Genomic DNA, 22779 nt, shown 5'->3' with positions numbered 1-22779 from the left:
CCGGTGCGGTGCATCGCAAGGTGGAGGATCGTCCGCGTACTGGACGTACGTGGGTGATGCGACAACACCGCGAGGTGCCGTGCCGGGCGTCGCGAGCCGGTGAACCTTCCCGGTCACAGCACTAGGCTTGAAGCATGTACGCCCGACGCCGTCGTGGCTATTTCCTGATGATGGGCGGCTGCATCGTCCTCTTCGTCTCGGCCTGGGCCTTCGTGAGGCTGTGGTCGATGCCCGCCGCGATAGTGATGTGCCTCGTGGCGATGGTCATCCCGCCCGTCGCGGCCATGATCGCCAATCGGCGGGGGCCGGAGGACCGTTGGTGGGACGATCCGTCCGGCGATCCGCAGTCCGACGAGTGGTGGGACGAGCTCGACGGCAAGAAGCGCCACTGAACGTCACCGCCCGGCGATGACGCGTGTGCGTGCGGCGCGTGGGCGGGGCGTCGCGGGTGCGCGTGCCGGGTGCGTCAGTAGACGAGGGCCTGCACGCCGTCGGCCATGATCTCGCTGACGAAGACCTGGGCGCCCGCGATCCGTACGCCTTCCAGGACGTCCTGTTCGGTGATGTCGCGGCGGGCCGCGCACTGCGTGCACAGGGTGATCCGCCCGCCCGCCTGGATCGACCCGATCAGGTCCGGCAGCGGCGCCGCGTGCGGCAGTTCGAACTCGGCGGCGCGCCCCGGCAGGGCGAACCACGAGGATTCCCCGGTCAGCCAGAGCGAGACCTCCACTCCGCTGGCGGCGGCGACCGCGGCCACCGTGAACGCCTGCGAGCAGCGCTCGGCCGCGTCGGCACCGGCAGTCACCTTGATCACGAGCTTCTTCGACATGGCTCGAACTGTAATCGTCGGCCGGTCCCCGTGCGCGGGCCCGCACCGCGCGGGCCCGCCGTGCTCACCGCGGAACCGTGCGTCCGTGCGCGGCCGGGCCCGCAAGCCCCGAACCGACGTGCCGGGGCCCAACCCATTAGGCTGGGGCCCGGCGCCGTACCGCTGCCACACCGCCCGTCCCAAGGAGTTCCCGTGCTCGAGGCATTCTTCACCGCCCTGCTGGTCCTGGTCTGCATCGGCACCCTCGCCTTCGCGGGCGTGACCGTGAAGAAGCTCTACCAGGGCCAGCGCTGACCACAGCGGCCCACCGCCGCCCCTCCTCCCTCCGTCCCCCCCGGCGCGGGTGTCCCCGCTGGACGGACGTGACCCCCGCACCGGCGTGTGCCACGTCCGGAATCCACCACCCCCCGCCTTCCTCACAGATCGTCTGAGCCACTCATGATCGAGATCCCGTCCGACCTCCACCCGGACCTCGTCCCGCTGGCCTTCCTCCTCGGCAACTGGGCGGGCGCGGGTGTCTCCGACTTCCCCGGCGCCGAGAAGTGCAACTTCGGCCAGGAGGTCTCCTTCCGGCACGACGGCCGGGACTTCCTGGAGTACGTCTCGCACACCTGGGTGCTCGACTCCGAGGGCAACAAGGTCAGGCCGCTGGAGTCCGAGACCGGCTACTGGCGCATCGACAAGGACCGCAAGGTCGAGGTCGTCATGGTGCGCGACCAGGGCGTCGTCGAGATCTGGTACGGCGAGCTGGCCGACCAGAAGCCGCAGATCGACCTGGCCACCGACGCGGTGGCGCGTACTGCCGCCTCCGGCCCGTACAGCGGTGGCAAGCGTCTCTACGGCTACGTCAAGAGCGACCTGATGTGGGTCGGCGAGAAGGCCACCCCCGAGGTCGAGCTGCGCCCGTACATGTCGGCCCATCTGAAGAAGGTCGTCACCCCCGAAGAGGTCGAGGCGATGGCGAAGAGCCTCGGCGACCTGCCGGACGACGGCATCGCGTTCTTCAAGTAGACCGCTTCGAGAAGCAGACCGCTTCGAGCGGCTTCGAGCAGGCTCCGAGCGGGTCGCAGGCATCGCGGGCGGCGGTGAGCTGCCCCGGGCGGACCGCCGCGAGCGGGCCGCTTCGAGCAGCCGCCCGACCCGCGCACGGCCGGTGCTCCGGCCCCGCCGCACGGCCCTTTCGTCTTCGGCCGCGGGCGGCGGTCCGCCCGGACCTACACTGAGCGTGTGGTGAGCACCGACTGGAAGACCGATCTCCGGAAGCGCGGCTACCGGCTGACGCCGCAGCGGCAGCTTGTTCTGGAAGCCGTCGACACACTCGAGCACGCGACGCCCGACGACATCCTCTGCGAGGTGCGCAGGACCGCGTCGGGGGTGAACATCTCCACCGTCTACCGGACGCTCGAACTCCTCGAGGAACTGGGCCTGGTCAGCCACGCCCACCTGGGGCACGGGGCGCCGACGTACCACCTGGCCGACCGCCACCACCACATCCATCTGGTCTGCCGCGACTGCACGAACGTTATCGAGGCCGATGTCGAGGTGGTCGCCGAGTTCACCGCGAAGCTCGAGGACGGCTTCGGTTTCGAGACCGACATGAAGCACTTCGCGATCTTCGGCCGGTGCGCCGAGTGCACGGCGCGGGCGACGGCCGAAGAAGCGTCGGCGAAAGCGGTGTCGAGGGTGGCGCCGGAAGGTCACGGCGCCGAAGCGTGACACCGAAGGGGTCGTCGGAAGGTGACGGTGCCCACCGTCGGCCCCCTGGAACCGCGTCGTACGCTGGTCGCATGAAGAGCCCCCTGCTGTCCCTGCCCGGCGCCGTCCCCGCCGAAGGCCGCGACGAAGGCGTCGCCGCGCACTACGGCGACCTGTTCCGCGAGCAGCGCGCCCTTGCCGACGGCTCCGGCCTCGTCGACCTCTCGCACCGCGCCGTCGTCACCGTCAGCGGCGGCGACCGGCTGGCCTGGCTGCATCTGCTGCTCACCCAGCACGTCAGCGAACTCGCCCCGGGGCAGGCCACCGACGCGCTGATCCTCACCGCGAACGGGCACGTCGAGCACGCCCTCTACCTCGTCGACGACGGCGAGACGGTGTGGATGCACGCCGAGCCGGGCACGCAGGACGGACTCGTCGCCTACCTGGAGTCCATGAAGTTCTTCTACCGGGTCGAAGTCGCCGACCGCACCGAGGACTTCGCCGTGGTGCACCTGCCCGCCGGTTCCATCGCCGAGGTCCCGGACGGTGTGACGGTACGGGAGACGGCGTACGGCCGGGACGTGTTCCTGCCCCGCGCCGACCTGGAGGAGTACGCGGCCGCACACGGCCCGCTCGCCGGGATCCTGGCGTACGAGGCGCTGCGCGTCGAGGCGCACCGCCCGCGTCTCGGCTTCGAGACCGACCACCGCACCATTCCCCACGAGGTGGGCTGGATCGGCACCGCCGTCCACCTCCAGAAGGGCTGCTACCGGGGGCAGGAGACCGTGGCCCGGGTGCAGAACCTGGGCAGGCCGCCGCGCCGACTGGTCTTCCTGCACCTCGACGGCAGCGAGGTCGTCCTGCCCGGACACGGCACCCCCGTGCGGCTCGCCGCGGACGGCCCCGAGGGCCGGCAGCTGGGCTTCATCACCACGTCCGCCCGCCACCACGAGCTGGGGCCGATCGCGCTCGCCCTGGTCAAGCGGAACGTCGCGGTGGACGCGGAACTGCTCGCGGGGGACACGGCCGCCGCGCAGGAAGTCGTCGTGGAGCCGTAGGACCGGGCCGACCGGGCGCCCCACCCGGACACGTTCGTCCCGGGGCCGGACGCACCACGCAAGCGCTCGTGTCGGGCCGGACGGGCCGCACGGGCCCGACACGCTTCGAGCCCCGGCCCGGCCCGCGCCCGCTGCCGGGCCCCGTGCGCGCCATCCGGACGCGCCCGCGTCGGGACCGGCCGGTCCCGGTCCGTCCCGGCCGGGACCGGGTCAGACCTCGACGATCACGGTGAACGGGCCGTGGTTCGTGAGCGAGACCCGCATCTCCGCCCCGAACCGGCCCGTCTCCACGTGCGCCCCCAGCGCCCGCAGCTGCGCCACCACCTCGTCGACCAGCGGTTCGGCGACCTCGCCCGGCGCGGCGGCGTTCCAGGTGGGCCTGCGGCCCTTCCTGGCGTCCCCGTAGAGGGTGAACTGCGAAATCACCAGAAGCGGTGCATTCACATCCGAGCAGGACTTCTCGCCCTCTAGAATGCGGACCGACCAGAGCTTGCGGGCGAGCTGGGCCGCCTTCTCCGGAGTGTCGCCGTGGGTTATCCCCACCAGCACACACAGCCCCTCGCCGACGATCTCGCCGACCACCTCGGGCCCGTCCGACGCGCCCGAGCCGTCGGCCACCGTCACCTTCGCGCCGTCCACCCGCTGTATCACTGCACGCATACGGACCAACCTAACTTGGCCAACCCCGCCTTGGGCTGAACGGGTACAGAGCGCCCACACGGGGCCACTGGAGTGGCACCATGCTCGCAAGGCGGTGTGCCGACGCACCGGTCGAGGGGATGGACACAAGCATGAGCACCTATGGAACCGGGCGGTCCTCCGGCGCCGTGCCGTTCACGTGCGACGGCAATGGCGACGGCGGCACCAGCACCATGCGCCCACCCGTACAGCGGACCGGTCACGCGGGTGTGGACGCCCCGCCCGCCGGGCCGCGGCCCGAGCTGGGCGGTCTGCGGCTGGCGGAGCTGCGCACGCTGCGCCGCGACTCGCAGCGCGACGAGGCCGACCTCAGCTACGTGCGGCGACTGGTCCAGGGGCGGATCGACATCCTGCGGGCCGAGCTGGCCCGGCGGCTGGATCCGGAGGCGCCGGTGGTGGACCGGCTCTCGGAGATCCTCGCCGACACCCCGTCCCGGCACCGCTCCTCCGCCCGGCACGTCACGCTCACCACGCCCCGCAGCGACGAGTACCGCCGACTGGCGGCCGAGACGCTCGCCGAGGTCGAACTCTCCGACCTCGACGCCCGTACGGACGAGGAGCTGCACGCCGCGATGGGGCGCCTGGTCCGTTACGAGCAGCAGGTCTCCCGGCGCCGTCACCAGCTGCAACGCACCGCTGACGATTGCGGTGCCGAGATCGCCCGCAGGTACCGTGACGGAGAAGCACAAGTAGACGATCTGCTCGCCTGAAGCGATCCTTCCGGGGGCGGGTCCGCACCGTCCCCGGAAGGCCACCATGACCCCCAGCGCCGTCTCCTCCGCCCCCGCCGCCCCGTCCGGCATATCCCCTGCCCGCCCGGACGCCCATCCGGTCCTGGCCGAGGTCGTACGGTCCGGCTTCGTGGAGGGCGGCCATCGCGGCTCGCTGGTCGTGCTGGCCGCGGACGGCAGCGTGGAACGGGCCCTGGGCGATCCGGCGGCGCCCGTCTTCCCGCGTTCCGCCAACAAGCCGATGCAGGCCGCTGCCGTGCTGCGGGCCGGACTCGACATGTCCGGGGAGCGGCTGGCGCTGGCCGCCGCGAGCCACTCGGGGGAGGGCTTCCACCTCGATCTCGTCCGTACGATGCTCGCCGAGCACGGGCTGACGCCCGGCGACCTGCGGACCCCGCCCGACCTGCCGCTGGATCCGGCCGAGGCGGAGGCGTACCTCGCCGCCGGGAACGTCCGGGAGCGGATCACCATGAACTGCTCGGGCAAGCACACGGCGATGCTCGCGGCGTGCGCGCTGAACGGCTGGGACCGGACCTCCTACCTCGACCCCGCGCACCCGCTCCAGCGCCTGGTCCACCAGGTGGTGGAGGAGGTCGCGGGCGAGCCGGTCGCGGCGGTCGGCACGGACGGGTGCGGGGCGCCGCTGATGGCGATCAGCCTGGTGGGGCTGGCCCGGGCGTTCCGTTCGTTCGTGCTGGCGGAGCCGGGGACGGCCGAGCGCCGGGTCGCGGACGCGATGCGCGCCCACCCCGAGTACGTGGCCGGGACGCGCCGCCCCGACACCTGGCTGATGCGGGAGGTGCCGGGCACGCTCTCCAAGATGGGCGCGGAGGCGGTGCAGGCGGTGGCGCTGGCGGACGGCCGGGCGCTCGCCTTCAAGATCGACGACGGTGCCGGGCGCGCGCTGGGCCCGGTGCTGGCCCGGTCGCTGCGGCTGCTCGGTGTCGACGCCCCGGTGGCCGACCGGATCGGGCACGCCCCGCTGCTGGGCGGCGGCGGCGAGGTCGGCGAGATCCGCGCGGCGTTCTGAACGGACACGCCCGGACGGATGTCCGGGTCCGGTGTCCGGCTCCTGACATCCCGTTCCGGGCGGTGCCGGAGCGGGAGCCCGAGCCGACCGGACCCTGTCCGGGCACCGATGGAAAACCCGGCGACAGCCCCTGATCGGAATGCCTAGCGTGGGCGCATGCCTCTTGACCTCCGTACGCTCGACGAGTCCGACTTCCCCGACTGGTTGCGGGCCGTGAACACCGGCTTCCTGCGCCCGCCGACCGTGACGGAGCAGGAGATCGGCAACCGCCTTTTGCACACCGACCTCTCACGCACGCGAGGCGTGTTCGACGACGGGCGGTGCGTGGCCACGTTCCGCTCGTTCGCACAGGAACTCACCGCCGTCGGCGGTGCCGCGGTGCGCGCCGACGCGATCTCCAACGTCACGGTCTCGCCCACGCACCGCCGCCGCGGACTGCTCGGCCGGATGGTGGCCGACGACCTGGCGGCGGCGAAGGAACGCGGCGAGGTGGTCGCCACGCTGATCGCCGCCGAGTACCCGATCTACGGACGGTACGGCTTCGGCCCGGCGACGTGGACCACCGAGTGGGAGATCGACGTGTCCCGTTCGGGCCTCGACACGCGCCGACCCGTCCCTTCCGCGACGGACGGCGGCCGGATCGACCTGGTGACGGGCGCGGAGGTACGGAAGCTGGGCCCGGCGATCCACGACCGGCTGCGCGCCCGCCGGCACGGGGCCATCAACCGTGACGCGCGCTGGTGGGAGTTGACCACCGGCGAGAACCGGCCCCGACCCGAGCCCTGGACGGAACCCTTCTACGCGGTCCACCGGGACGCGGACGGCGAGCCCGACGGCCTGATGGCCTACCGCGCCGACGAGCGCTGGAGCGACGCCAAGCAGCCGCTGAACCGGGCCACGGTCGTCGAGCACATCGCCGTCACCCCGGCCGCGGAGCGCGCGCTGTGGCACTTCGTCTGCTCGATCGACTGGATCACCACGGTCCGTACCGGCTACCGCGCTCCCGACGACCTGCTGCCCCTTCTCCTCCCGGACCCGCGCGCGGCCCGGGTCGTGACCCACGCGGACTGGCTGTGGGTGCGCGTCCTCGACGTCGTACGCGCCCTGGAGGCCCGCACCTACGCCGTGCCCGGCACGCTGATCCTGGACGTCCACGACGCGGCCGGCCTGGCCGGCGGCCGTTACCGCCTGGACGCCTCCCCGTCCGGCGCGACCTGCGCCCCCACCACGCGGGACGCCGATATCGCCCTGGACGTAAGGGAGTTGGGGACGCTCTACCTGGGCGACGAGTCCCCGGCCCGGCTGGCGGCCCTCGGCCGTATCGAGGAACGGACACCGGGGGCGGTGGCGACGGCGGAGGGGGTGTTCCGGGCGGCGCGGCGGGCGTGGTGCCCGGACATGTTCTGACGCCCGGAGGCGGGGGCTCCGTGCGCGCGGGCGGGTCCGCAGGGGGGCGTGCACGCGGGCCGTCCCGCCGGGTTCTGCGGTCGGGCCGGTTCATGGGCGCGGGGGGTGTCCGACGTGCGCGCGGTGGCCGGGCTCGGGCGTCGAGTCCGCTCGGGGCCGAGGCGTACCCTTCATGGTCATGAGCGGAGAGAATGCCGGCCCCGGGGCAGTGGCGCACACGGCGCACGGGGGCCGTCGGGGCCGCCCGGAGCACACGACCCAGGCATCCCATGCGCTGCACGCGCCGATGAGCCTGCGTGAGCGGAAGAAGCAGCTGACGTATCAGGCGGTCTCGGAGACCGCGATCGCGCTGTTCCTGGAGCGGGGTTTCGACAAGGTCTCGGTCGCGGAGGTGGCGGCGGCCGCGGACATCTCCAAGCCGACGCTGTTCCGGTACTTCCCGACCAAGGAGGACCTGGTGCTGCACCGGTTCGCCGACCACGAGGACGAGTCGGCCCGCGTGGTCGCCGCCCGCGCGGACGACGAATCCCCCCTGGACGCCGTGCGCCGCCACTTCCTCGACGGCCTGGAGCGGCGCGACCCGGTGACCGGGCTGTGCGACGCGCCGCAGGTACTGGTGTACCTGCGGCTGCTGTACGGGACTCCGTCCCTGGTGGCGCGGCTGTTCGGCTACCAGAGGCGGTCGGAGGCGGTGCTCGCCCACGCGCTGGGCGACCGGATGCCGGACCGGCTGGCCGCGGGCCAGATCAACGCCGTGCTCCGCGTCCTGGCCGAGGAGAACTGGCGGCGGATCGATGCGGGCATGAGCGCGGACCGGGCGTACCCGGAAGCGGTCGCGGACGCCGAGGCCGCGTTCGAGCAGCTGCGCTCGGGGATCGACCGGTGAGGAGCGCCGGGCATGGAGCCGGTGAGCAGCCGGCCGTGGAATCGGCCCGGAGTCGCCCCGAAGCAGCCCCGGAGCCGGCCGTGGGACCGCTCGTTCCGACGCGTGGGTGCGTGGGTGCGTGGGTGCGTGGGTGCGTGGGTGCGTGGGTGCGTGGGTGCGTGAACGCTGAGCGCTGAGCGCCGGGTGCGTGGGCGCGTGCGCAGGTGTGTGAGCGATCAGCCGCGCGGGCGCTCGGCGCTCAGCCGCTCAGGTCCGTGCCGTGCAGCACCGCTTCGGCGATCGCCCGTACCCGGTCGCGTGTGATGCCGGTGCGCTGTTCGACGGCGAGGGGGTGGTCGGTGGGTTCCAGCTCGACGGCGGGGCGCCGGCCGATGGGGCGGGTGTGCACGTTCGTCTTGAGATTGGTCGTACGGGGCGAGTACAGCCCCAACTCGGTGCTCAGCCAGCCGAAGTAGGGCTGCTCGGCCTCGCGTCCCGGGGTCTCCCACACATCGAGGGCGCGCGCGAAGTTCGTCCGGCTGAGCGAGACCCACACACCCCAGGAGAAGGGCTCCTCGCAGCCGAGGACGGGTATCTCGATCAGGCCCTTGATGAAGAAGTGCTCGTTCCTGACGACGCACTGTTCAGAGGAGAGCATGCTGTCGGGATCGCTCTCCAGGCTCGCGTCCCAGACGTCGGGCGCCATGGTCGAGTACCCCATCGGGAGTTCCGCGTGGTGTTCACCGCAGCAGGAGCAGGTGTAGCCGGGGTCGATAGCCATGGGCGGGATCCTAAGGGCTGTCCCGTAATCCCTGTCTTCGAACGCCGCCTGCCGCGCGGCCGGCACGGACCCCGGGAGTACGGGGGAGGCCGCGAACGGAGACAGGGATCGGGGACCGGCCGGGAGGCGGGGCGTCGGCTCCGCTCCCTACCGGTGCGGCTCCACGACGTCCGCGACGACGCAGCTGATGTTGTCGGGGCCGCCGGAGCGGTTGGCCAGCGAGACGAGTTCCCGTACGGCCGGTTCCGGTTCGTCGACCGTGGTGAGGACCCGGCGCATCTCCTCGGTGCCGACCACCGCGGACAGGCCGTCCGAGCAGAGCAAGTAGCGGTCCCCGGCGCGGGCTTCGTGCAGGCGCATGTCGGGGGTGCCGTCGGCTCCCCGGCCCAGCGCCCGGATCAGCAGTGAGCGCTGAGGGTGGGAGTCGGCCTCCTCCGGGTCGATGCGCCCCTCGTCGATCAACGCCTGCACCACGGTGTGGTCGTGCGTGATCCGGAACAGCGCGCCGTCGCGCAGGAGATGGGCGCGGGAGTCGCCGATGTGGACGAGGGCCAGCCGCGAGCCCGTCCAGAGCATCGCGGTGAGCGTGGTGCCGGTTTCGTCCGGCGCGGGACCCGTGGCGGTGACGCCGCGTACCGCCCGCTCGGCCCGTTCGACGGCGTCCTCCAGGACGTTGAGGAGATCGCCCGCCGGGACACCGCCGGTTTCGAGGTGCCGGAACGCGTCGACGGCGGCGGCACTCGCGGAGGCGCCCGCACGGCCGAAGCCGTCGGCGACGGCGAGCAGCCGGCCTCCCGCGTAGGCGGTGTCCTGGTTGCTCCCGCGGACGCGGCCGGTGTCGGAGAGCGCGGCGTAACGGATTTCCAGGGGCTCGGTGGTCGTGGTCGGTGACATTCCGGGGTCCTCTCCGGTCAGCTGGTCGACGAGGAAGGCGGCGAGGTCCCGCCGCGCGGCGGTCTCGGCCTCGAACCGGGCCCGGAACGCTCGGACCTCCTGGGCCGCCCCGGCCGCGTCCAGGGTGCAGACGTGCCGGATGCGGGCGAGCGGCATCCCCAGGCGCCGCAGCCAGGCGACCAGTCGGGCCCGCTCCAGTTGCCGCGGCGCGTAGAGGCGGTAACCGGTCACCGGATCGACGCGCGCGGGTGGCAGCAGGCCGAGTTCGTCGTACAGGCGCAGGGCCTTCGGCGACAGCCGGGACGCCTTCGCGAACGCCCCGATGGTCAGCAGTTCCATGCCCGCTCCTCCTCGTGCCGGGCGCCTGGCCCGGCCCCACCGATGCTGTGGCTTTCCCCAGGGTGAAGGTCAAGGCGGGGGCCGGGCAGGGGCTCCGCCTTCCCCGGTCCTTCATCTGCTCGGTGGTGGTCTCCTCGGCCCGGCGGGCGGATTCGCACCCGCCTGCGTGGTCGGCGGCCGGCACGACCGGACCCGGCCGCTCCACCGCGTCGACGGCCTTCCCGTGGACCACCGCCCCGAGCAGGAGGTCCTCGCCGTCACCCGACCCCGTGCCCCGCACCCCGTGGCCGACGGCCTCCTGGCTGCCGCCGTCGCGGCCACGCGTGACGCGTGAGGGGGTGAGTACCGGACGAGCTCACAACGACATCCAGCAGTAGAGCTGATCACCGGCGTCGTGAGCCCGCCTGGCGAGCAGGACGAGCGATTCGACCAGCGGCCGCATCTCTTCGGCGCGGGCTTCCCGCAACTCCTCCGCCTGCACCCACCTCGCGGCGATGGCCGGTATTTCGGAGTCGTGTACTCCCGCCAGGGCGTCCCGTACCACGGGACCGAGTTGCGACACCCATGGCCCGGTCACCCAGGGATCGTCGTCGGTCTCGGGGCCCTCCGGGCCGGGAGCCGGGGAGGTCGGCCACACGGTCGTCTCGCCCACCAGGTCCACCCGCCACTCGGTCTGCTGGACGGCCGCGATCAGCTGACCCAGGACGACGGCCGGATCCACGTGCTTGGCTTCGACCCCGTCGAACACGGAGGGTTCCGCGTAGAGCGGGGACGCACCATCCGTCTGCTCAAGCGCCTGGACGACCGAGGCGGCATCCCCCGCGCGGAAATAGTCGGTCAGTACACCCATGGATCTTCTCCCGATCTTCGATTCGTCGGCGGGCGGCGGGTCGGGTACTGCCCGCCGCGACGGTCCGTACCGCCGGTCGGAGCATGTGTCATCGAAGCCGCCCCATGCCGTGCTGTGTCGTATTGCGTCTCGCCGAATGCCGAATGCCGAGTGCAGGTGAACCTGCCGCGTCGTTCCTCATCCCGACTTCGCGTCAGGCGCCCGCCGACTCCGCTGCGGCGGCGGTGTCATGGACGACTCGGGCGCTGCCACAGTCCTCACGCCCTTCGAGGCGGCGCAGCACCTCGGTGGGCGACAGGCCGTGCGCCAAGGTGAAGCAATACGCTCCCGCGAGTTCCGGGAAACGCTCCTCGAACCACATGCGATCGGCGGCGGTCGTAGTCATGCCGCGATCATCGCCGATGCCACTGACATCGGCGTGTCGTCACTTGCGGCGCGGTTCACCCGCGCCACCGTCACCTGCGATGCGCTCACCCGTGGCGCGGGGCACCTGGGTTGCAGCCGTCCGGGGAGCGGCTCGGGGTGCGGTCGTCCGGGGTGCGGAGCAGCGCCTCGGGCCCGCCCGACAGTCGCGTACGCGAGTGAGCCGGCTGTCAGTTGTCGAAGTCGCGCCGGGCGTTCTCGATGTGACCGAGGTACCGGTGGGTCCAGTCGCACATGCCGGCGACCGTCGCTCGCAGGGCCCGGCCCGGCTCCGTGAGGGTGTACTCGACCCGCGGCGGCACGGTGGGATGCACGCACCGCTCGACCAGGCCGTTGCGCTCCAGCATGCGCAGGTTCTGGGTGAGCATCTTGTGGCTGATGCCTTCGACCTCGTCGCGCAACTCGGTGAAGCGCAGGGTGCGGTCGCCCACCGCCTCGATGATCAGGAGCGCCCACTTGTTGGCGACGTCCGAGAAGATCTCCCGTGCCAACGAGTCCGCGCGCGTCAGGTCCGCTTCGTCCTCGGGCGAGCCCTTGAACTGCTTGGTCACCATGAGGTTCCCCAGTCACCGAAAAGTGCGTTCTTCCATGTCAGCGGCCACTCTCCTACGGTTTCTCAGTAACCACAAGAGACCACGAGGGGTGCGACCGTCCCTCATGACAAGGAGGTGGACTGCCCGAGGTCGACGTCTATCGGCAGGTGTCGATCGCGTCCGGGTCGAAACTCGTCTTCATCGCCGGGCAGGTCGCCTGGGATGCCGAGGGGGCCACGGTCGGCGAAGGTGACCTCGTCGCCCAGGTCGAACAGTGCTACCTCAACATCGGTACCGCCCTGGCCGCAGCCGGTGGTTCCTTCGACGACGTGGCGAAGCTGACCGTCCACGTCGTCGACTGGACCCCCGGCAAGATGCCCCTGCTCCTGAAGGGGATCTCCCGGGCGGCCGCGAGGCTGGGTGCCGCCCCGGTCGCGCCGGCCACGCTGCTGGGCGTGGCGGCACTGGACGTTCCCGACCATCTCGTCGAGATCGAAGCCACTGCGGTCCTCGACTGAGCGGACGCCTTTCGCCGGCTGGGCGAGACGGTCGTCACCCGCCCTGGTTCCAAGGGCCGTCCGTCACGGGGCGCGCCGCGCGACGGATGCCGAGCCCGGGTGGCGACCCCCGTGTCCAGTCACTCGTATGCGTCACGTTGATGCCGGTCGTGCCGGTGACACGATGCACTTTTGCAAGCGGGTGCTTGCAAAAGTTAGCGAGTGGGCGCACCATCGGGGTATGGCATCGCTCAACGTCGGCAATCTCGGTGAGTACCTGCGCGAACAGCGGCGCAACGCGCAGTTGTCGTTGCGGCAGCTCGCCGATGCCGCCGGGGTGTCCAATCCCTACCTCAGCCAGATCGAGCGCGGGCTGCGCAAGCCGAGCGCCGAGGTCCTGCAGCAGGTCGCCAAGGCCCTGCGGATCTCCGCCGAGACCCTGTACGTACGGGCCGGGATTCTGGAGGAGCGGGAGCGGGAGGAGTCGGAGACGTGGGCGTCGATCCTGTCCGATCCGTTCATCAGCGAGCGGCAGAAGAGCGTGCTGCTGCAGATCTACGACGCCTTCCGCAAGGAGAACGGGTTCGAGCCCGGACCTGGATCCGGTGACGGCACCGACGGCCCGCAGACGGGCGACGACGGGAAGGACGCCGGCCCGGTTTCGAGGTCAAAACCCTCAAAACCCTCACACTGAGTCTGATGATCCGGGAGGACCACAGTCATGCCCATCACCGATGACCTGCGCAAGACCCTCACCGACCCGACCCCCCTCTACTTCGCCGCCGGTACGGCCGACCTCGCCGTCGAGCAGGCGCGCAAGGTTCCGGCGCTGATCGAGCAGCTGCGTGCCGAGGCGCCGGAGCGCATCGAGGCGATGCGCAACACCGACCCCAAGGTCGTGCAGGAGAAGATGGCGACCCAGGCCAAGGAGGCACAGGCCACCGTGCAGGCCAAGGTCGGCGAGGTGATCGGGGCGTTCGACAGCGATCTGCGGAAGCTGGGCGAGAGCGCCCAGGACCTCGCGATGCGCAGCCTGGGCGTGGCGGCGGAGTACGCGGTGCGGGCCCGGGAGACGTACGAGAAGGTCGCCGAGCGCGGCGAGCGGACCGTGCGGAACTGGCGGGGCGAGACGGCCGACGAGATCGTCGAGATCGCCGTCGTCGTCGAGCCGCGCAAGGAGTCCAAGCCGGCCGGGACCAGGGCGACCGGTACCCACGCGACCGGGGCCAAGGCAAACGGCGCCAACGCCACTGCGACCGGGGCCGCGGGCTCCAAGTCGGCCGGGACCGCGTCTGCGGGGACCAGGCCCGCGGGTACCAGGTCCGCCGGGACCACGGGCACCTCGCGGACGGCATCGGCCGACCGGGCGGGACAGGCCAAGGCGACGCCCACCCCGAAGGCCGCGGGGGCGGAGGGCAAGGCTCCGGCCGCGTCCGCCAAGAAGGCGCCCGCGCGCAAGTCCGCTGCCAAGCGGACGCCTCCGCCGAGCGCGAAGTAGGGCCCCTGGGGCGAGGCAGGACTCCCGGGGCGAGACAGAACCCCCGGTACGAAGCGGAACCCCGGCGTGAAGCAGGACCCCGGTGCCACGGGCCGCAGGCTGCGGTGCCGTGGCACCGCCGCGTGTACCGGCGGCCGGGGCGGGCATTTTTCGGGGTGCCCGGCTCGTTGCCCCGGTACCTTGGCCGCGAGGGGCTCATCCATCGACTAGGCGGTGCACACCATGTTGCTCACAGGATTCAGCACACTCATCTGGCTGCTCTACATGGCCATGCTCGTCCTGGCCGTGGTCGCGCTGGTCATGGCGGCGATGGCCCGTGAGGACGCCTACCGGGCCGCGGACAAGCAGCAGAAGTCCTTCTGGCTCATCATCCTCGGTGTCGCCGTCGCCGTGAATCTCTTCGTCCCCATGCTGTTCCTCCAGCTCGCCGGTCTGGTCGCGTCCATCGTGTTCCTGGTGGACGTGCGGCCCGCGCTCAGGGCGGTCTCGGGTGGCGGCCGGCGCGGCGGTTCCAGCAGCGACGGGCCGTACGGGCCCTACAACGGCGGGCGCTGACCGGACGCGGCGCCCGCCGCGTTCGTGGGTGAGGCCGAACCGGGGCGGGGGCGCGGGATGTTCATGGCCCGGCCCCCGCCCTCGTTCGGGCCACCGCTCGGATTCCGGCCGCCGTTCGGGTCCCGTCCGCCACCAGGACCGTGGTCGGAGTAGTGGTCGGAGTACGGGGCGGGGCCACGGCTGGTGTACGCGCCCAAGCCGGATCCCGTGTACCGGCGGATCCGTTCCTGGTCGCGGTCGAGCAGCAGGACCGCCACGTCGTCGGTCAGCTCGTCGCCGTTCAGCTGACGCACGCGGGCGACCGCGGCCTCCAGCAGGTCCTCGCCGGTGAGTCCCTCGGCCAGCTGCTGGTTGATCATCGCGACCATGCCGTCCTGGCCGAGCCGTCGGGTGCCCTCGCCGACGCGTCCTTCGATCAGCCCGTCCGTGTACATCATCAGGCTCCAGGAGCCGCCGAGGTCCACCTGCCGACGCGGCCACCGGGCCCGCGGCAGCAGGCCCAGGGCCGGTCCGCCGTCCTCGCACGGGAGCAGATGTGCGGCCCGTCCGTGCCGGGCGAGCAGCGGGGCGGGATGGCCCGCGATGCAGAGACCGGCGCGCCGGCCGTCGGGGGCGATGTCGACGGCGCAGAGCGTCGCGAAGACCTCCTCGCTGTGTCGTTCGTGCTCCAGGACCTGCTGGAGCGTGGCGAGCAGCTCGTCGCCGCAGAGTCCGGCCAGGGTCAACGCCCGCCAGGCTATGCGCAGTTCGACACCGAGCGCCGCTTCGTCCGGGCCGTGGCCGCAGACATCGCCGATCATCGCGTGGACGGTTCCGTCGGGGGTGCGGACCGTGTCGTAGAAGTCGCCGCCGAGCAGTGCGCGGCTGCGGCCAGGGCGGTAGCGGGCCGCGAAGCGCAGGTCGGAGCCCACGAGCAGAGGGGTGGGGAGCAGCCCGCGTTCGAGACGGGCGTTCTCCTGGGCGTGCAGCCGGGACTCGGTGAGCTGGTGCTGTGCGAGGTCGGCGCGCTTGCGTTCGACGGCGTACCGGATGGCGCGACTGAGCAGCCGCCCGTCGAGTTCGCCGCGGAAGAGGTAGTCCTGGGCGCCGACCCGTACCGCCTCGGCGGCCAGCTCGGTGTCGTCCCGCGCGGTCAGGGCGAGGACGGCGTGGCGCGGGGCCAGTCGCAGGACGTGCCGGAGCATGGCGAGCGCGTCCACGCCCGTGCCCTCGGCTCCTGCGGCCTCCGCGGGGCCCGTCGCTCCCTGGGCGGACCCGGTCGTTCCGCGGACGTTCCCGGTGTGGGTGGCGCGGGCGGCGCGTGCCTCGGCGCCGGTCGGTAGGGCCAGGTCGAGCAGGATGCAGTCCACGTCGTCCGTGAGGAGCCGGTCCGCCTCGGTCAGGTTGCGGGCGGTCCGGACACGTATCCGGGTGCCCGCCGAGGCCGGGAGTTCGGGGACGGTGAAGGTGCCCGCGGGGTCGTCCTCGATCACCAGAAGGGTGAGGCCGGTGGCGGGGGAGGTCTCCGCAGCGAGCGGGGTCTGCTCCTGCGGTTCGGGTACGGGCATCGGTTCGGGATTCCTTCCCTCCCCCCGAGGGTGTGGCGGGACGACGAACGACGAACCGCCAGACCGGGACGATAGCGGGCCGCGGTGGGGAAACGGAATGGCGTACCGCGACCGCCCGCCGTCATGCGTCTGTCGTATGTCCGGTCATGCGCCGGGTCGCGGGCCGCGTCCGCCCGGCCATAAGCCGCGTCCCGTCACGGATCCGGCGGGGAGCGCCGGGACGGGAACCGGGGGCGGGCGACCGCGCATGAGAAAGCTCACGTGGGCGCGGAGGTGGCGCGCGTCACCGTGAAACAAGTGAGCCGCTCGGTGACGCAGCCCACCACGAAGCGCGTGAGCTCCCTGGTGGCGCGCGTCACCCCGGTGAGATGGGTCACCGGAGCGAGGCGCGCGGTCCCGGGCCGGTGGGTCGCTTCGGCGCGATGGCGCAAACGGGCGGGGTGGTGCACCTCGGGCGTGACCGTGCACATGGGCGCCACCGTGCACGGACGGGGCGGTGCACACGGGCGCGACCGTGCACATGGGCGGGGGGCAGTGGCTCTCGTCCCTCTCCCGTCCCCAGGCGGCGTCCTACTTGTCCGGGCGGACCACGCCGAGTATCCGCATCGAACCCGCGCCCGCCAGCGTGACATCGCGGCCGGGGCGTGGGGCGTGGACGATGGCGCCGTCGCCGACGTACATCCCCACGTGGCTGGCGTCGTCGTGATAGATGATCAGGTCGCCGGGGCGCATGTCCTTGATGGCGACGCGCGGCAGCAGCCGCCACTGTTCCTGAGAGGTGCGCGGGATGGGCCGGCCGGCCGCGGCCCACGCCTGCGACGTCAGCCCCGAGCAGTCGTAGGAGTCGGGCCCCTCGGCGCCCCACACGTACGGCTTGCCGATCTGCGCGGTCGCGAAGGCCAACGCCTTCTTCCCGCTCGCACTCGCCTCGCGGTTGATGTCCTTCAAAGCACCGGAGCTGAGCCACGCCGTCTGCATCTTGTACGCGGCTTCCTGCTCCAGCTTGAGCAGCCGGGCCCGCTCCTCCTTCTCGAGCTGGGATTCCAGCTTTTTCGCCGCCGCTATCTGTTCCTTGATCTCTTTCTTGGCCTCGGCCTGCTTCAGGCGGTTGGCTTCGAGCTTCTCCCAGTTGGTGGTCGCGTCCTTGCTGTACGTCTCCAGGTTCTGCTGGGTCCTGGTCAGTTCACCGAGGACGCCGCGGGCGGCCTGCTGGCCCTCCCGCACCCGGTTCACCCCGTCCAGGAACAGCTGTGGATCGTCGCTCAGCATCAGCTGCGCCCCGGGCGGCAGCCCCCCGCTGCGGTACTGCTCGCGGGCCTGGGCGCCCGCCTGGCTCTTGAGCTCGGTGATCTTCGCCCGCCCCACGACGATGGCCCGGGCCAGCCTGACGATCTCGTTGGACTGCTTCTTGGCCTTCTCGACGGCGAGGTTGTACGCGTCGGTGGCCGCACCCGCCTTGCGGTAGAGGGCCTCGATCTCCTCGCGTACCTCTTCGAGGTTCTTCTTCGGCTCCGACGCCTTCGACGGCTTCGTCGCCTTCGTCTTCGCCCCGGTCCCGGGTCCGACGGGGTTTTTGGAGTCCGACGCGTGCCGTGATGCGGCGGGGGACGGCGGGGAGGGCGCGGCGAACGCCTCGACCGGCGCGGTGAGCACGGTCAGCGCACAGACCAGAGTGATCGCGGCTGCGGCACAGTGACGTCGGTTCACATGATCCCCCTCCGAAAGCACTTGATTAACCGTCAGTAACTATTCGTCGACGGCGCGATCGTGCCACGCCGTCCCGAAAAGCAACAGAGGCCCACACATGCTGTTCCGACCATCACACAGATCGGGCCGAAATGTTGGCAATACGCGCACGCGCCGGGGGCGCTCGGTTGCGAAGTCGGTGCGCGCCGGGCCGCGGAGACGGACCCCCGTGCCTACCGGGCTGCCGGTTCAGAACGTGTCTCAGCACGCGTGTCTCAGCGCTCACGCCTCAGTGCCGGCGTCTCAGCGCTCACGCCTCAGTGTCGGCGTCTCAGCGCTCACGCCTCAGTGTCGGCGTCTCAGCGCTCACGCCTCAGTGTCGGCGTCTCAGCGCTCACGCCTCAGTGTCGGCGTCTCAGTGCTCGCGTTTCAGAACGCGTGTCCCAGTAGGCGTCTCTCAGCATGCGTGTCTCAATACGTGTCGGGTCGGAGCGCGGTCCACCGCACCGTGACCTCGCCCTGGCGCCAGCGCCGTACCCCGTCCGTCAGCGGCCAGTCGGCCGACAGCGCCCGTACCGCCGTGATCCAGCGCTGCCGGGCGCCGAGCGCCGCATACGGGGCGGCCGCGGCCCATGCCCGGTCGAAGTCGCGCAGGAAGGCGTGGACCGGTTCGCCCGGCACATTGCGGTGGATCAGCGCCTTGGGCAGGCGTTCCGCGAGGTCGGAGGGGCGGTCCAGGGAGCCGAGCCGGGTCGCGAATGTCACCGTGCGCGGGCCCTCCGGCCCGAGCGCCACCCATACGTGCCGACGTCCGATCTCGTCGCAGGTCCCCTCCACCAGCAGCCCGCCCGGCGCGAGGCGGGCGCACAGTCGCCGCCAGACCTCCGCCACCTCGCCCTCGTCGTACTGGCGCAGCACGTTCGCCGCCCGGATGAGGTCGGGGCGGCGGGGGACCGGGATCTCGAAGCCGCCGTGCAGAAAGGTGAGGCCATCGCGTACGTACGGCTTCGCCGCCGCGACCCGTTCCGGGGCGATCTCGATGCCGGCCACCTCGGCGCGCGGCTCGGCGGTGCGCAGGCGCTGGAGCAGTTCGACGGCCGTCCAGGGGGCGGCCCCGTACCCGAGATCGACGGCGAGGGGGGCGTCCGCGCGGCGCAGGGCCGGGCCGTGGGCGGCGGCGATCCAGCGGTCCATGCGGCGGAGCCGGTTCGGGTTGGTGGTCCCGCGGGTCGCGGTGCCGATGGGGCGCATGACAGCGAGCGTAACGACCGCCGGTCGGTGGACGTCGGGGGAGTAGGGGACAGCGGGGCCTGGGTGGCGGGCGGCAGCGGGAGGCGCCCACGCGCCTTGAAGGCGTGAGGCGTGAGGCGTGAGGCGTGAGGCACGTGGCACCAGGCATGTGGCACCGGCGTGGGGCACTGGGCATGCGACACGGGCATCTGATGCGAGGCCGGGCCGCGAAGTTCGTAATGATTTGGTAAAGCGGAAATGAAAGGAGAGGTTCCGCTGTTTCCCCCCGCGGGAGGGGCTCGGTCCCTCCGTGTCGTGCCCTGAGTGAGGAGGACCGGACGACGTGAGTCAGTACGTCTCCCGGCTCGGCAGCAGTCGTGTGGCGCCGCGTCTCAGGTTTCCCGCGGCCTTCCCCGGCGGTCACCGCAAGCCGCGCCGTATCGCAATGCTCTCCGTGCACACCTCGCCCCTGCACCAGCCCGGAACGGGCGACGCGGGCGGCATGAACGTCTACATCGTGGAGCTGGCGAGGCGCCTGGCCGCGATCAACATCGAGGTCGAGATCTTCACCCGGTCCACCACCGGCGGTCTGCCCCCGGCGGTCGATCTGGCGCCCGGCGTCCTGGTCCGGCACGTCGACGCGGGACCGTACGAAGGGCTCGCCAAGGAGGAGCTGCCCGCCCAGCTCTGCGCCTTCACGCACGGAGTCATGCAGGCGTGGGCCGGCCAGCGCCCCGGCTACTACGACCTGGTCCACTCCCACTACTGGCTCTCCGGCCACGTCGGCTGGCTCGCAGCCCAGCGCTGGGGCGTTCCGCTCGTCCACGCCATGCACACCATGGCCAAGGTCAAGAACGCGGCACTCGCGGAGGGCGACACACCGGAGCCCGCCGCCCGCGTCATCGGCGAGACCCAGATCGTCGACGCGGCCGACCGGCTGATCGCGAACACGGCCGAGGAGGCGGACGAACTGATCCGTTTCTACGCCGCCGACCCCGGTTCCGTCGCCGTCGTCCACCCCGGGGTCAACCTGGACTGCTTCAGCCCGGCCGACGGGCGCGCCGCGGCCCGGGCCCGCCTCGGACTGCCCCAGGAGGCCCTGATCCCGCTCTTCGCGGGCCGCATCCAGCCGCTGAAGGCCCCGGACGTGCTGCTGCGGGCCGTGGCGGTGCTGCTGGACCGGGATCCCTCGCTGCGTACCCGAATGGTCGTACCGATCGTCGGCGGTCCGAGCGGCAGTGGGCTCGCCAAGCCGGAGGGGTTGCAGAAGCTGGCGGCGCGGCTGGGCATCGCGGACGTCGTACGGTTCCACCCGCCGGTGCGGCAGCACGAGCTCGCCGACTGGTTCCGGGCCGCGTCCGTGCTGGTCATGCCCTCGCACAGCGAGTCCTTCGGACTGGTCGCGATCGAGGCGCAGGCGGCGGGCACCCCGGTCGTCGCGGCGGCCGTGGGCGGGCTCCCGGTGGCGGTGCGCGACGGGATCACCGGCTTCCTGATACCGGGGCGCGAACCGGCGGCGTACGCGGAGGCGTTGGCCCGGTTCGCGGACGCGCCGGACCTGGTCGCACGGATGGGCGCGGCGGCGTCGGCCCACGCGCAGGGCTTCGGCTGGGACACCGCCGCGTCGGCGACCGCCGACGTGTATATGGCCGCGATGCACGCGCGCCGCCGTCGCGTACGCTCGCACCATGGCTGACGTACCCGAGGAAGCGACGACGGCTGATGCGGCGATGGCCGACGTGACGGCGCGGGGCGGGCGGCCGGAGCAGGACGAACGGCAGGAGCAGGCCACGCAGACCACGCCGTCGGAACGGACCGCGCGGGCCGCGCAACCGGGAGAGGCCACGCAGGCCGCACAGCCGGGAGAGACCGCGCAGGCCGCACCGGCCACGCAGGTCGCGGAGGCCGCACCGATGGCGCGGATCATCGAGGCGGCGCTGAAGGACGCCGAGCTCGAATGGGAGAGCCCGGAACCCGGAAGTTACGTCGTCAAGCTGCCCGGCACGCGCAAGCTGTCCACCACCTGTTCGCTGCGGGTCGGCAGGCACTCGCTCTCCCTCAACGCCTTCGTCATCCGGCACCCGGACGAGAACGAGCCGGCGGTCCACCGATGGTTGCTGGAACGCAACCTCCGCCTCTTCGGTGTGAGCTACGCGGTCGACGGGCTCGGCGACATCTATCTCGTCGGCAAACTGCCGCTCTCCGTGGTCACGCCGCAGGAACTGGACCGGCTGCTCGGTACGGTCCTGGAGGCGGCCGACGGCTCGTTCAACACCTTGCTGGAACTGGGGTTCGCGAGCGCGATCCGCAAGGAGTACGCATGGCGGGTGTCGCGCGGCGAGTCCACGCGGAACCTGGAAGCCTTCAGACACCTGACCCAACGTCCGGAACGCTGACGTCCGGCGAAACGGCCGTCCGGCCGGCCGCTCGACCGGCCAACTGCCCAAGAGCCCAAATGTCCAACCGGCTGACCGGCTGACAGGTCGAACCGGGCCCGCTGGGCTCAGTCCCCCGACCGCAGCGCCGATTCCACGTCGCCCAGGGCCCGCACGAGTTGTGGACCGACCTCCCGCCACGTCCAGTCCAGTTGCTCCCGGGGGACTCGGCGCGGGACGGTCTCCACCAGCATGATCAGGTAGAGATAGCAGCGGTAGAGCGCGAGCCGCAGTCGTGCGGACGCGTCGAACACCATCGGCTGTCCGCTGCCCTCGGCGTACCCGGTGAGGAGATCCTCGTCGTCCTCCGGGGCCGCGAAGAGGGAGAGTGACACGAAGTCGGCGACCGGGTCGCCCCAGAACATCCGCTCGCCGTCGACGATCCCGCCGAGGGAGCGGGCGCCCGGCTCGCCGTCGACGAGGAGGTTGCCCCGCCACAGGTCGAAGTGGACCGGGGCGGGCCGGGTGACGTCGTCGAGGACGGGCGACGCGGCGGCGAGCAGCGCGCGGATGTCCGCCGTCGGGCGCGGCAGCCGGGCCCGGTAGGTGTCCGCGTCGGCGAGGACGGCGTCGGTCATCGCGGTGAACGCCTGCCGCCAGGTCGCGGACAGCGGGCCCAGCGCCTGCCCCGGGTAGCCGAATCCGCCGGAGCCCGTGAGGGAGTGCGTACGCCCGACGATCCTGCCCAGCTCGTTCCTGAGCCGATGCTCCTCGGCGCCCGGAGCGGAGGCGTCGGGAACAGAGGCTCCCGGTGCGGCGGTGCCTGGACCGGAGGCGTCCGGTGCCGCGGGGCGCGTGGCGGCAGCGTCATGGGCGGCGATGTCGTCGGCGACGTCACTCCAGGGGCGTCCCGGAAGTGCCGACGCGATCAGGTACGGGCCGGTCGGCGACACCGGGTCGAGTTGGCTGTGGAGCACGCGCGGCACTGGTGCCGTACCGGCTGCGCAGGTGTAGAACTCGACCTCGTTGACCAGCAGATCGCGCTCATGGCTCATCAAGGTCCCGTCGATCGCGGGCGGTGGGACCTTGACCACCCAATCGTCGCCGTTGGTGAGGGTGACCCGGGTGACGGTGTTGAAGGTGCCTCCGGCGAGACGTGTGAGGGTGGCGATCCGGTCCTCCCTCAGACCGACCGACCGCAGCACGACGGGGGTCGGGTCATCGTTCGTCATGAGTGGGTTTGCCCCCTGAGTCGTG

Annotated in this window: 26 protein-coding genes; 14 read left to right on the top strand and 12 right to left on the bottom strand. The window is 71.9% G+C overall.

Annotation, left to right across the window (positions count from 1 at the left end; translation table 11 throughout):
* Nucleotides 1–134 precede the first annotated feature (134 nt).
* Nucleotides 135–392, top strand: coding sequence for a DUF3099 domain-containing protein (locus tag AMK22_RS27505; RefSeq protein WP_073789326.1), 258 nt, complete (start codon nt 135–137; stop codon nt 390–392).
* A gap of 74 nt (nt 393–466) precedes the next feature.
* On the opposite strand, the gene AMK22_RS27500 is transcribed toward AMK22_RS27505, so the two are convergent.
* Nucleotides 467–829 carry a DsrE family protein gene (locus AMK22_RS27500; protein WP_073789324.1) on the bottom strand — a complete coding sequence of 121 codons (363 nt, stop codon included), beginning with the start codon at nt 827–829 and terminating at the stop codon, nt 467–469.
* A 438-nt stretch (nt 830–1267) separates the two neighbouring features.
* Here AMK22_RS27500 and AMK22_RS27495 point away from each other — a divergent pair, with 438 nt between their 5' ends.
* The 3 genes from AMK22_RS27495 to ygfZ all read left to right on the top strand — a co-directional run bounded on the left by AMK22_RS27495 (nt 1268) and on the right by ygfZ (nt 3582).
* Nucleotides 1268–1840 (top strand): FABP family protein, encoded by a 573-nt coding sequence (locus AMK22_RS27495; RefSeq protein ID WP_073789323.1) that lies wholly within the window; start codon nt 1268–1270, stop codon nt 1838–1840.
* 216 nt (nt 1841–2056) lie between these two features.
* Complete coding sequence (locus AMK22_RS27490) at nt 2057–2545, top strand: Fur family transcriptional regulator (protein ID WP_073789321.1); 489 nt, start codon at nt 2057–2059, stop codon at nt 2543–2545.
* 71 nt (nt 2546–2616) lie between these two features.
* Entirely contained in the window at nt 2617–3582 is a 966-nt protein-coding gene (ygfZ, locus tag AMK22_RS27485) for a CAF17-like 4Fe-4S cluster assembly/insertion protein YgfZ (RefSeq protein ID WP_073789320.1), read from the top strand.
* 210 nt (nt 3583–3792) lie between these two features.
* Here the strand turns inward: ygfZ and dtd are convergent, their stop codons facing one another.
* Nucleotides 3793–4242, bottom strand: coding sequence for a D-aminoacyl-tRNA deacylase (gene dtd, locus AMK22_RS27480; RefSeq protein WP_073789318.1), 450 nt, complete (start codon nt 4240–4242; stop codon nt 3793–3795).
* 131 nt (nt 4243–4373) lie between these two features.
* Here dtd and AMK22_RS27475 point away from each other — a divergent pair, with 131 nt between their 5' ends.
* The 4 genes from AMK22_RS27475 to AMK22_RS27460 all read left to right on the top strand — a co-directional run bounded on the left by AMK22_RS27475 (nt 4374) and on the right by AMK22_RS27460 (nt 8335).
* Complete coding sequence (locus AMK22_RS27475; RefSeq protein WP_073789317.1) at nt 4374–4991, top strand: RsiG family protein; 618 nt, start codon at nt 4374–4376, stop codon at nt 4989–4991.
* A gap of 46 nt (nt 4992–5037) precedes the next feature.
* Entirely contained in the window at nt 5038–6042 is a 1005-nt protein-coding gene (locus AMK22_RS27470; protein ID WP_073789315.1) for an asparaginase, read from the top strand.
* A gap of 156 nt (nt 6043–6198) precedes the next feature.
* Nucleotides 6199–7449 carry a GNAT family N-acetyltransferase gene (locus AMK22_RS27465; protein WP_073789313.1) on the top strand — a complete coding sequence of 417 codons (1251 nt, stop codon included), beginning with the start codon at nt 6199–6201 and terminating at the stop codon, nt 7447–7449.
* 286 nt (nt 7450–7735) lie between these two features.
* The gene (locus AMK22_RS27460; RefSeq protein ID WP_073789353.1) at nt 7736–8335 is read left to right on the top strand and encodes a TetR family transcriptional regulator; all 600 of its coding nucleotides are present in this window, start codon (nt 7736–7738) and stop codon (nt 8333–8335) included.
* Between the two features lie 238 nt (nt 8336–8573).
* On the opposite strand, the gene AMK22_RS27455 is transcribed toward AMK22_RS27460, so the two are convergent.
* The 5 genes from AMK22_RS27455 to AMK22_RS27435 all read right to left on the bottom strand — a co-directional run bounded on the left by AMK22_RS27455 (nt 8574) and on the right by AMK22_RS27435 (nt 12155).
* Complete coding sequence (locus AMK22_RS27455) at nt 8574–9095, bottom strand: DUF2199 domain-containing protein (protein ID WP_073789311.1); 522 nt, start codon at nt 9093–9095, stop codon at nt 8574–8576.
* Nucleotides 9096–9242: 147 nt separating this feature from the next.
* The gene (locus AMK22_RS27450) at nt 9243–10328 is read right to left on the bottom strand and encodes a MerR family transcriptional regulator (RefSeq protein WP_073789310.1); all 1086 of its coding nucleotides are present in this window, start codon (nt 10326–10328) and stop codon (nt 9243–9245) included.
* 355 nt (nt 10329–10683) lie between these two features.
* Nucleotides 10684–11178, bottom strand: coding sequence for a hypothetical protein (locus AMK22_RS27445; protein WP_073789308.1), 495 nt, complete (start codon nt 11176–11178; stop codon nt 10684–10686).
* A 193-nt stretch (nt 11179–11371) separates the two neighbouring features.
* Nucleotides 11372–11563 (bottom strand): DUF6461 domain-containing protein, encoded by a 192-nt coding sequence (locus AMK22_RS27440; protein ID WP_073789306.1) that lies wholly within the window; start codon nt 11561–11563, stop codon nt 11372–11374.
* 208 nt (nt 11564–11771) lie between these two features.
* Nucleotides 11772–12155: a winged helix-turn-helix transcriptional regulator gene (locus AMK22_RS27435; RefSeq protein ID WP_073789304.1), complete on the bottom strand. Its 384-nt coding sequence runs from the start codon at nt 12153–12155 to the stop codon at nt 11772–11774.
* 119 nt (nt 12156–12274) lie between these two features.
* On the opposite strand from AMK22_RS27435, the gene AMK22_RS27430 reads away from it, so the two are divergent.
* From AMK22_RS27430 to AMK22_RS27415, 4 genes are all read left to right on the top strand, one after another.
* Entirely contained in the window at nt 12275–12652 is a 378-nt protein-coding gene (locus tag AMK22_RS27430; RefSeq protein ID WP_073789303.1) for a RidA family protein, read from the top strand.
* Nucleotides 12653–12872: 220 nt separating this feature from the next.
* Nucleotides 12873–13325: a helix-turn-helix domain-containing protein gene (locus AMK22_RS27425; protein WP_073789301.1), complete on the top strand. Its 453-nt coding sequence runs from the start codon at nt 12873–12875 to the stop codon at nt 13323–13325.
* 27 nt (nt 13326–13352) lie between these two features.
* Entirely contained in the window at nt 13353–14129 is a 777-nt protein-coding gene (locus AMK22_RS27420; RefSeq protein ID WP_073789299.1) for a hypothetical protein, read from the top strand.
* A gap of 222 nt (nt 14130–14351) precedes the next feature.
* Nucleotides 14352–14684, top strand: coding sequence for a DUF2516 family protein (locus AMK22_RS27415; RefSeq protein WP_073789351.1), 333 nt, complete (start codon nt 14352–14354; stop codon nt 14682–14684).
* Here AMK22_RS27415 and AMK22_RS27410 read toward each other — a convergent pair.
* The 4 genes from AMK22_RS27410 to AMK22_RS27395 form a co-directional block, all read right to left on the bottom strand.
* Nucleotides 14666–16231 carry a PP2C family protein-serine/threonine phosphatase gene (locus AMK22_RS27410; RefSeq protein WP_242434152.1) on the bottom strand — a complete coding sequence of 522 codons (1566 nt, stop codon included), beginning with the start codon at nt 16229–16231 and terminating at the stop codon, nt 14666–14668. The two genes, AMK22_RS27415 and AMK22_RS27410, sit on opposite strands and share 19 nt — an antisense overlap.
* Nucleotides 16232–16488: 257 nt before the next feature.
* A complete protein-coding gene (locus AMK22_RS27405; protein WP_073789298.1) occupies nt 16489–16701 on the bottom strand; it encodes a hypothetical protein in 213 nt (70 codons plus the stop codon).
* A gap of 100 nt (nt 16702–16801) precedes the next feature.
* Entirely contained in the window at nt 16802–17938 is a 1137-nt protein-coding gene (locus AMK22_RS27400) for a C40 family peptidase (RefSeq protein ID WP_073789296.1), read from the bottom strand.
* Between the two features lie 450 nt (nt 17939–18388).
* Nucleotides 18389–19168 (bottom strand): class I SAM-dependent methyltransferase, encoded by a 780-nt coding sequence (locus tag AMK22_RS27395; RefSeq protein WP_073789295.1) that lies wholly within the window; start codon nt 19166–19168, stop codon nt 18389–18391.
* Nucleotides 19169–19490: 322 nt separating this feature from the next.
* On the opposite strand from AMK22_RS27395, the gene mshA reads away from it, so the two are divergent.
* Together mshA and AMK22_RS27385 are read left to right on the top strand one after the other, a co-directional pair.
* Entirely contained in the window at nt 19491–20843 is a 1353-nt protein-coding gene (gene mshA, locus AMK22_RS27390) for a D-inositol-3-phosphate glycosyltransferase (protein WP_073789293.1), read from the top strand.
* 217 nt (nt 20844–21060) lie between these two features.
* Nucleotides 21061–21543, top strand: a complete 483-nt coding sequence (locus AMK22_RS27385; RefSeq protein WP_073789349.1) for a YbjN domain-containing protein — start codon at nt 21061–21063, stop codon at nt 21541–21543.
* Between the two features lie 107 nt (nt 21544–21650).
* Here the strand turns inward: AMK22_RS27385 and AMK22_RS27380 are convergent, their stop codons facing one another.
* The gene (locus AMK22_RS27380; RefSeq protein ID WP_073789291.1) at nt 21651–22754 is read right to left on the bottom strand and encodes a phosphotransferase family protein; all 1104 of its coding nucleotides are present in this window, start codon (nt 22752–22754) and stop codon (nt 21651–21653) included.
* Nucleotides 22755–22779 lie beyond the last annotated feature (25 nt).

The organism is Streptomyces sp. CB01580 (genome assembly GCF_001905795.1).
Classification (GTDB): domain Bacteria; phylum Actinomycetota; class Actinomycetes; order Streptomycetales; family Streptomycetaceae; genus Streptomyces.
This window is presented reverse-complemented; position numbering and strand designations above follow the sequence as displayed.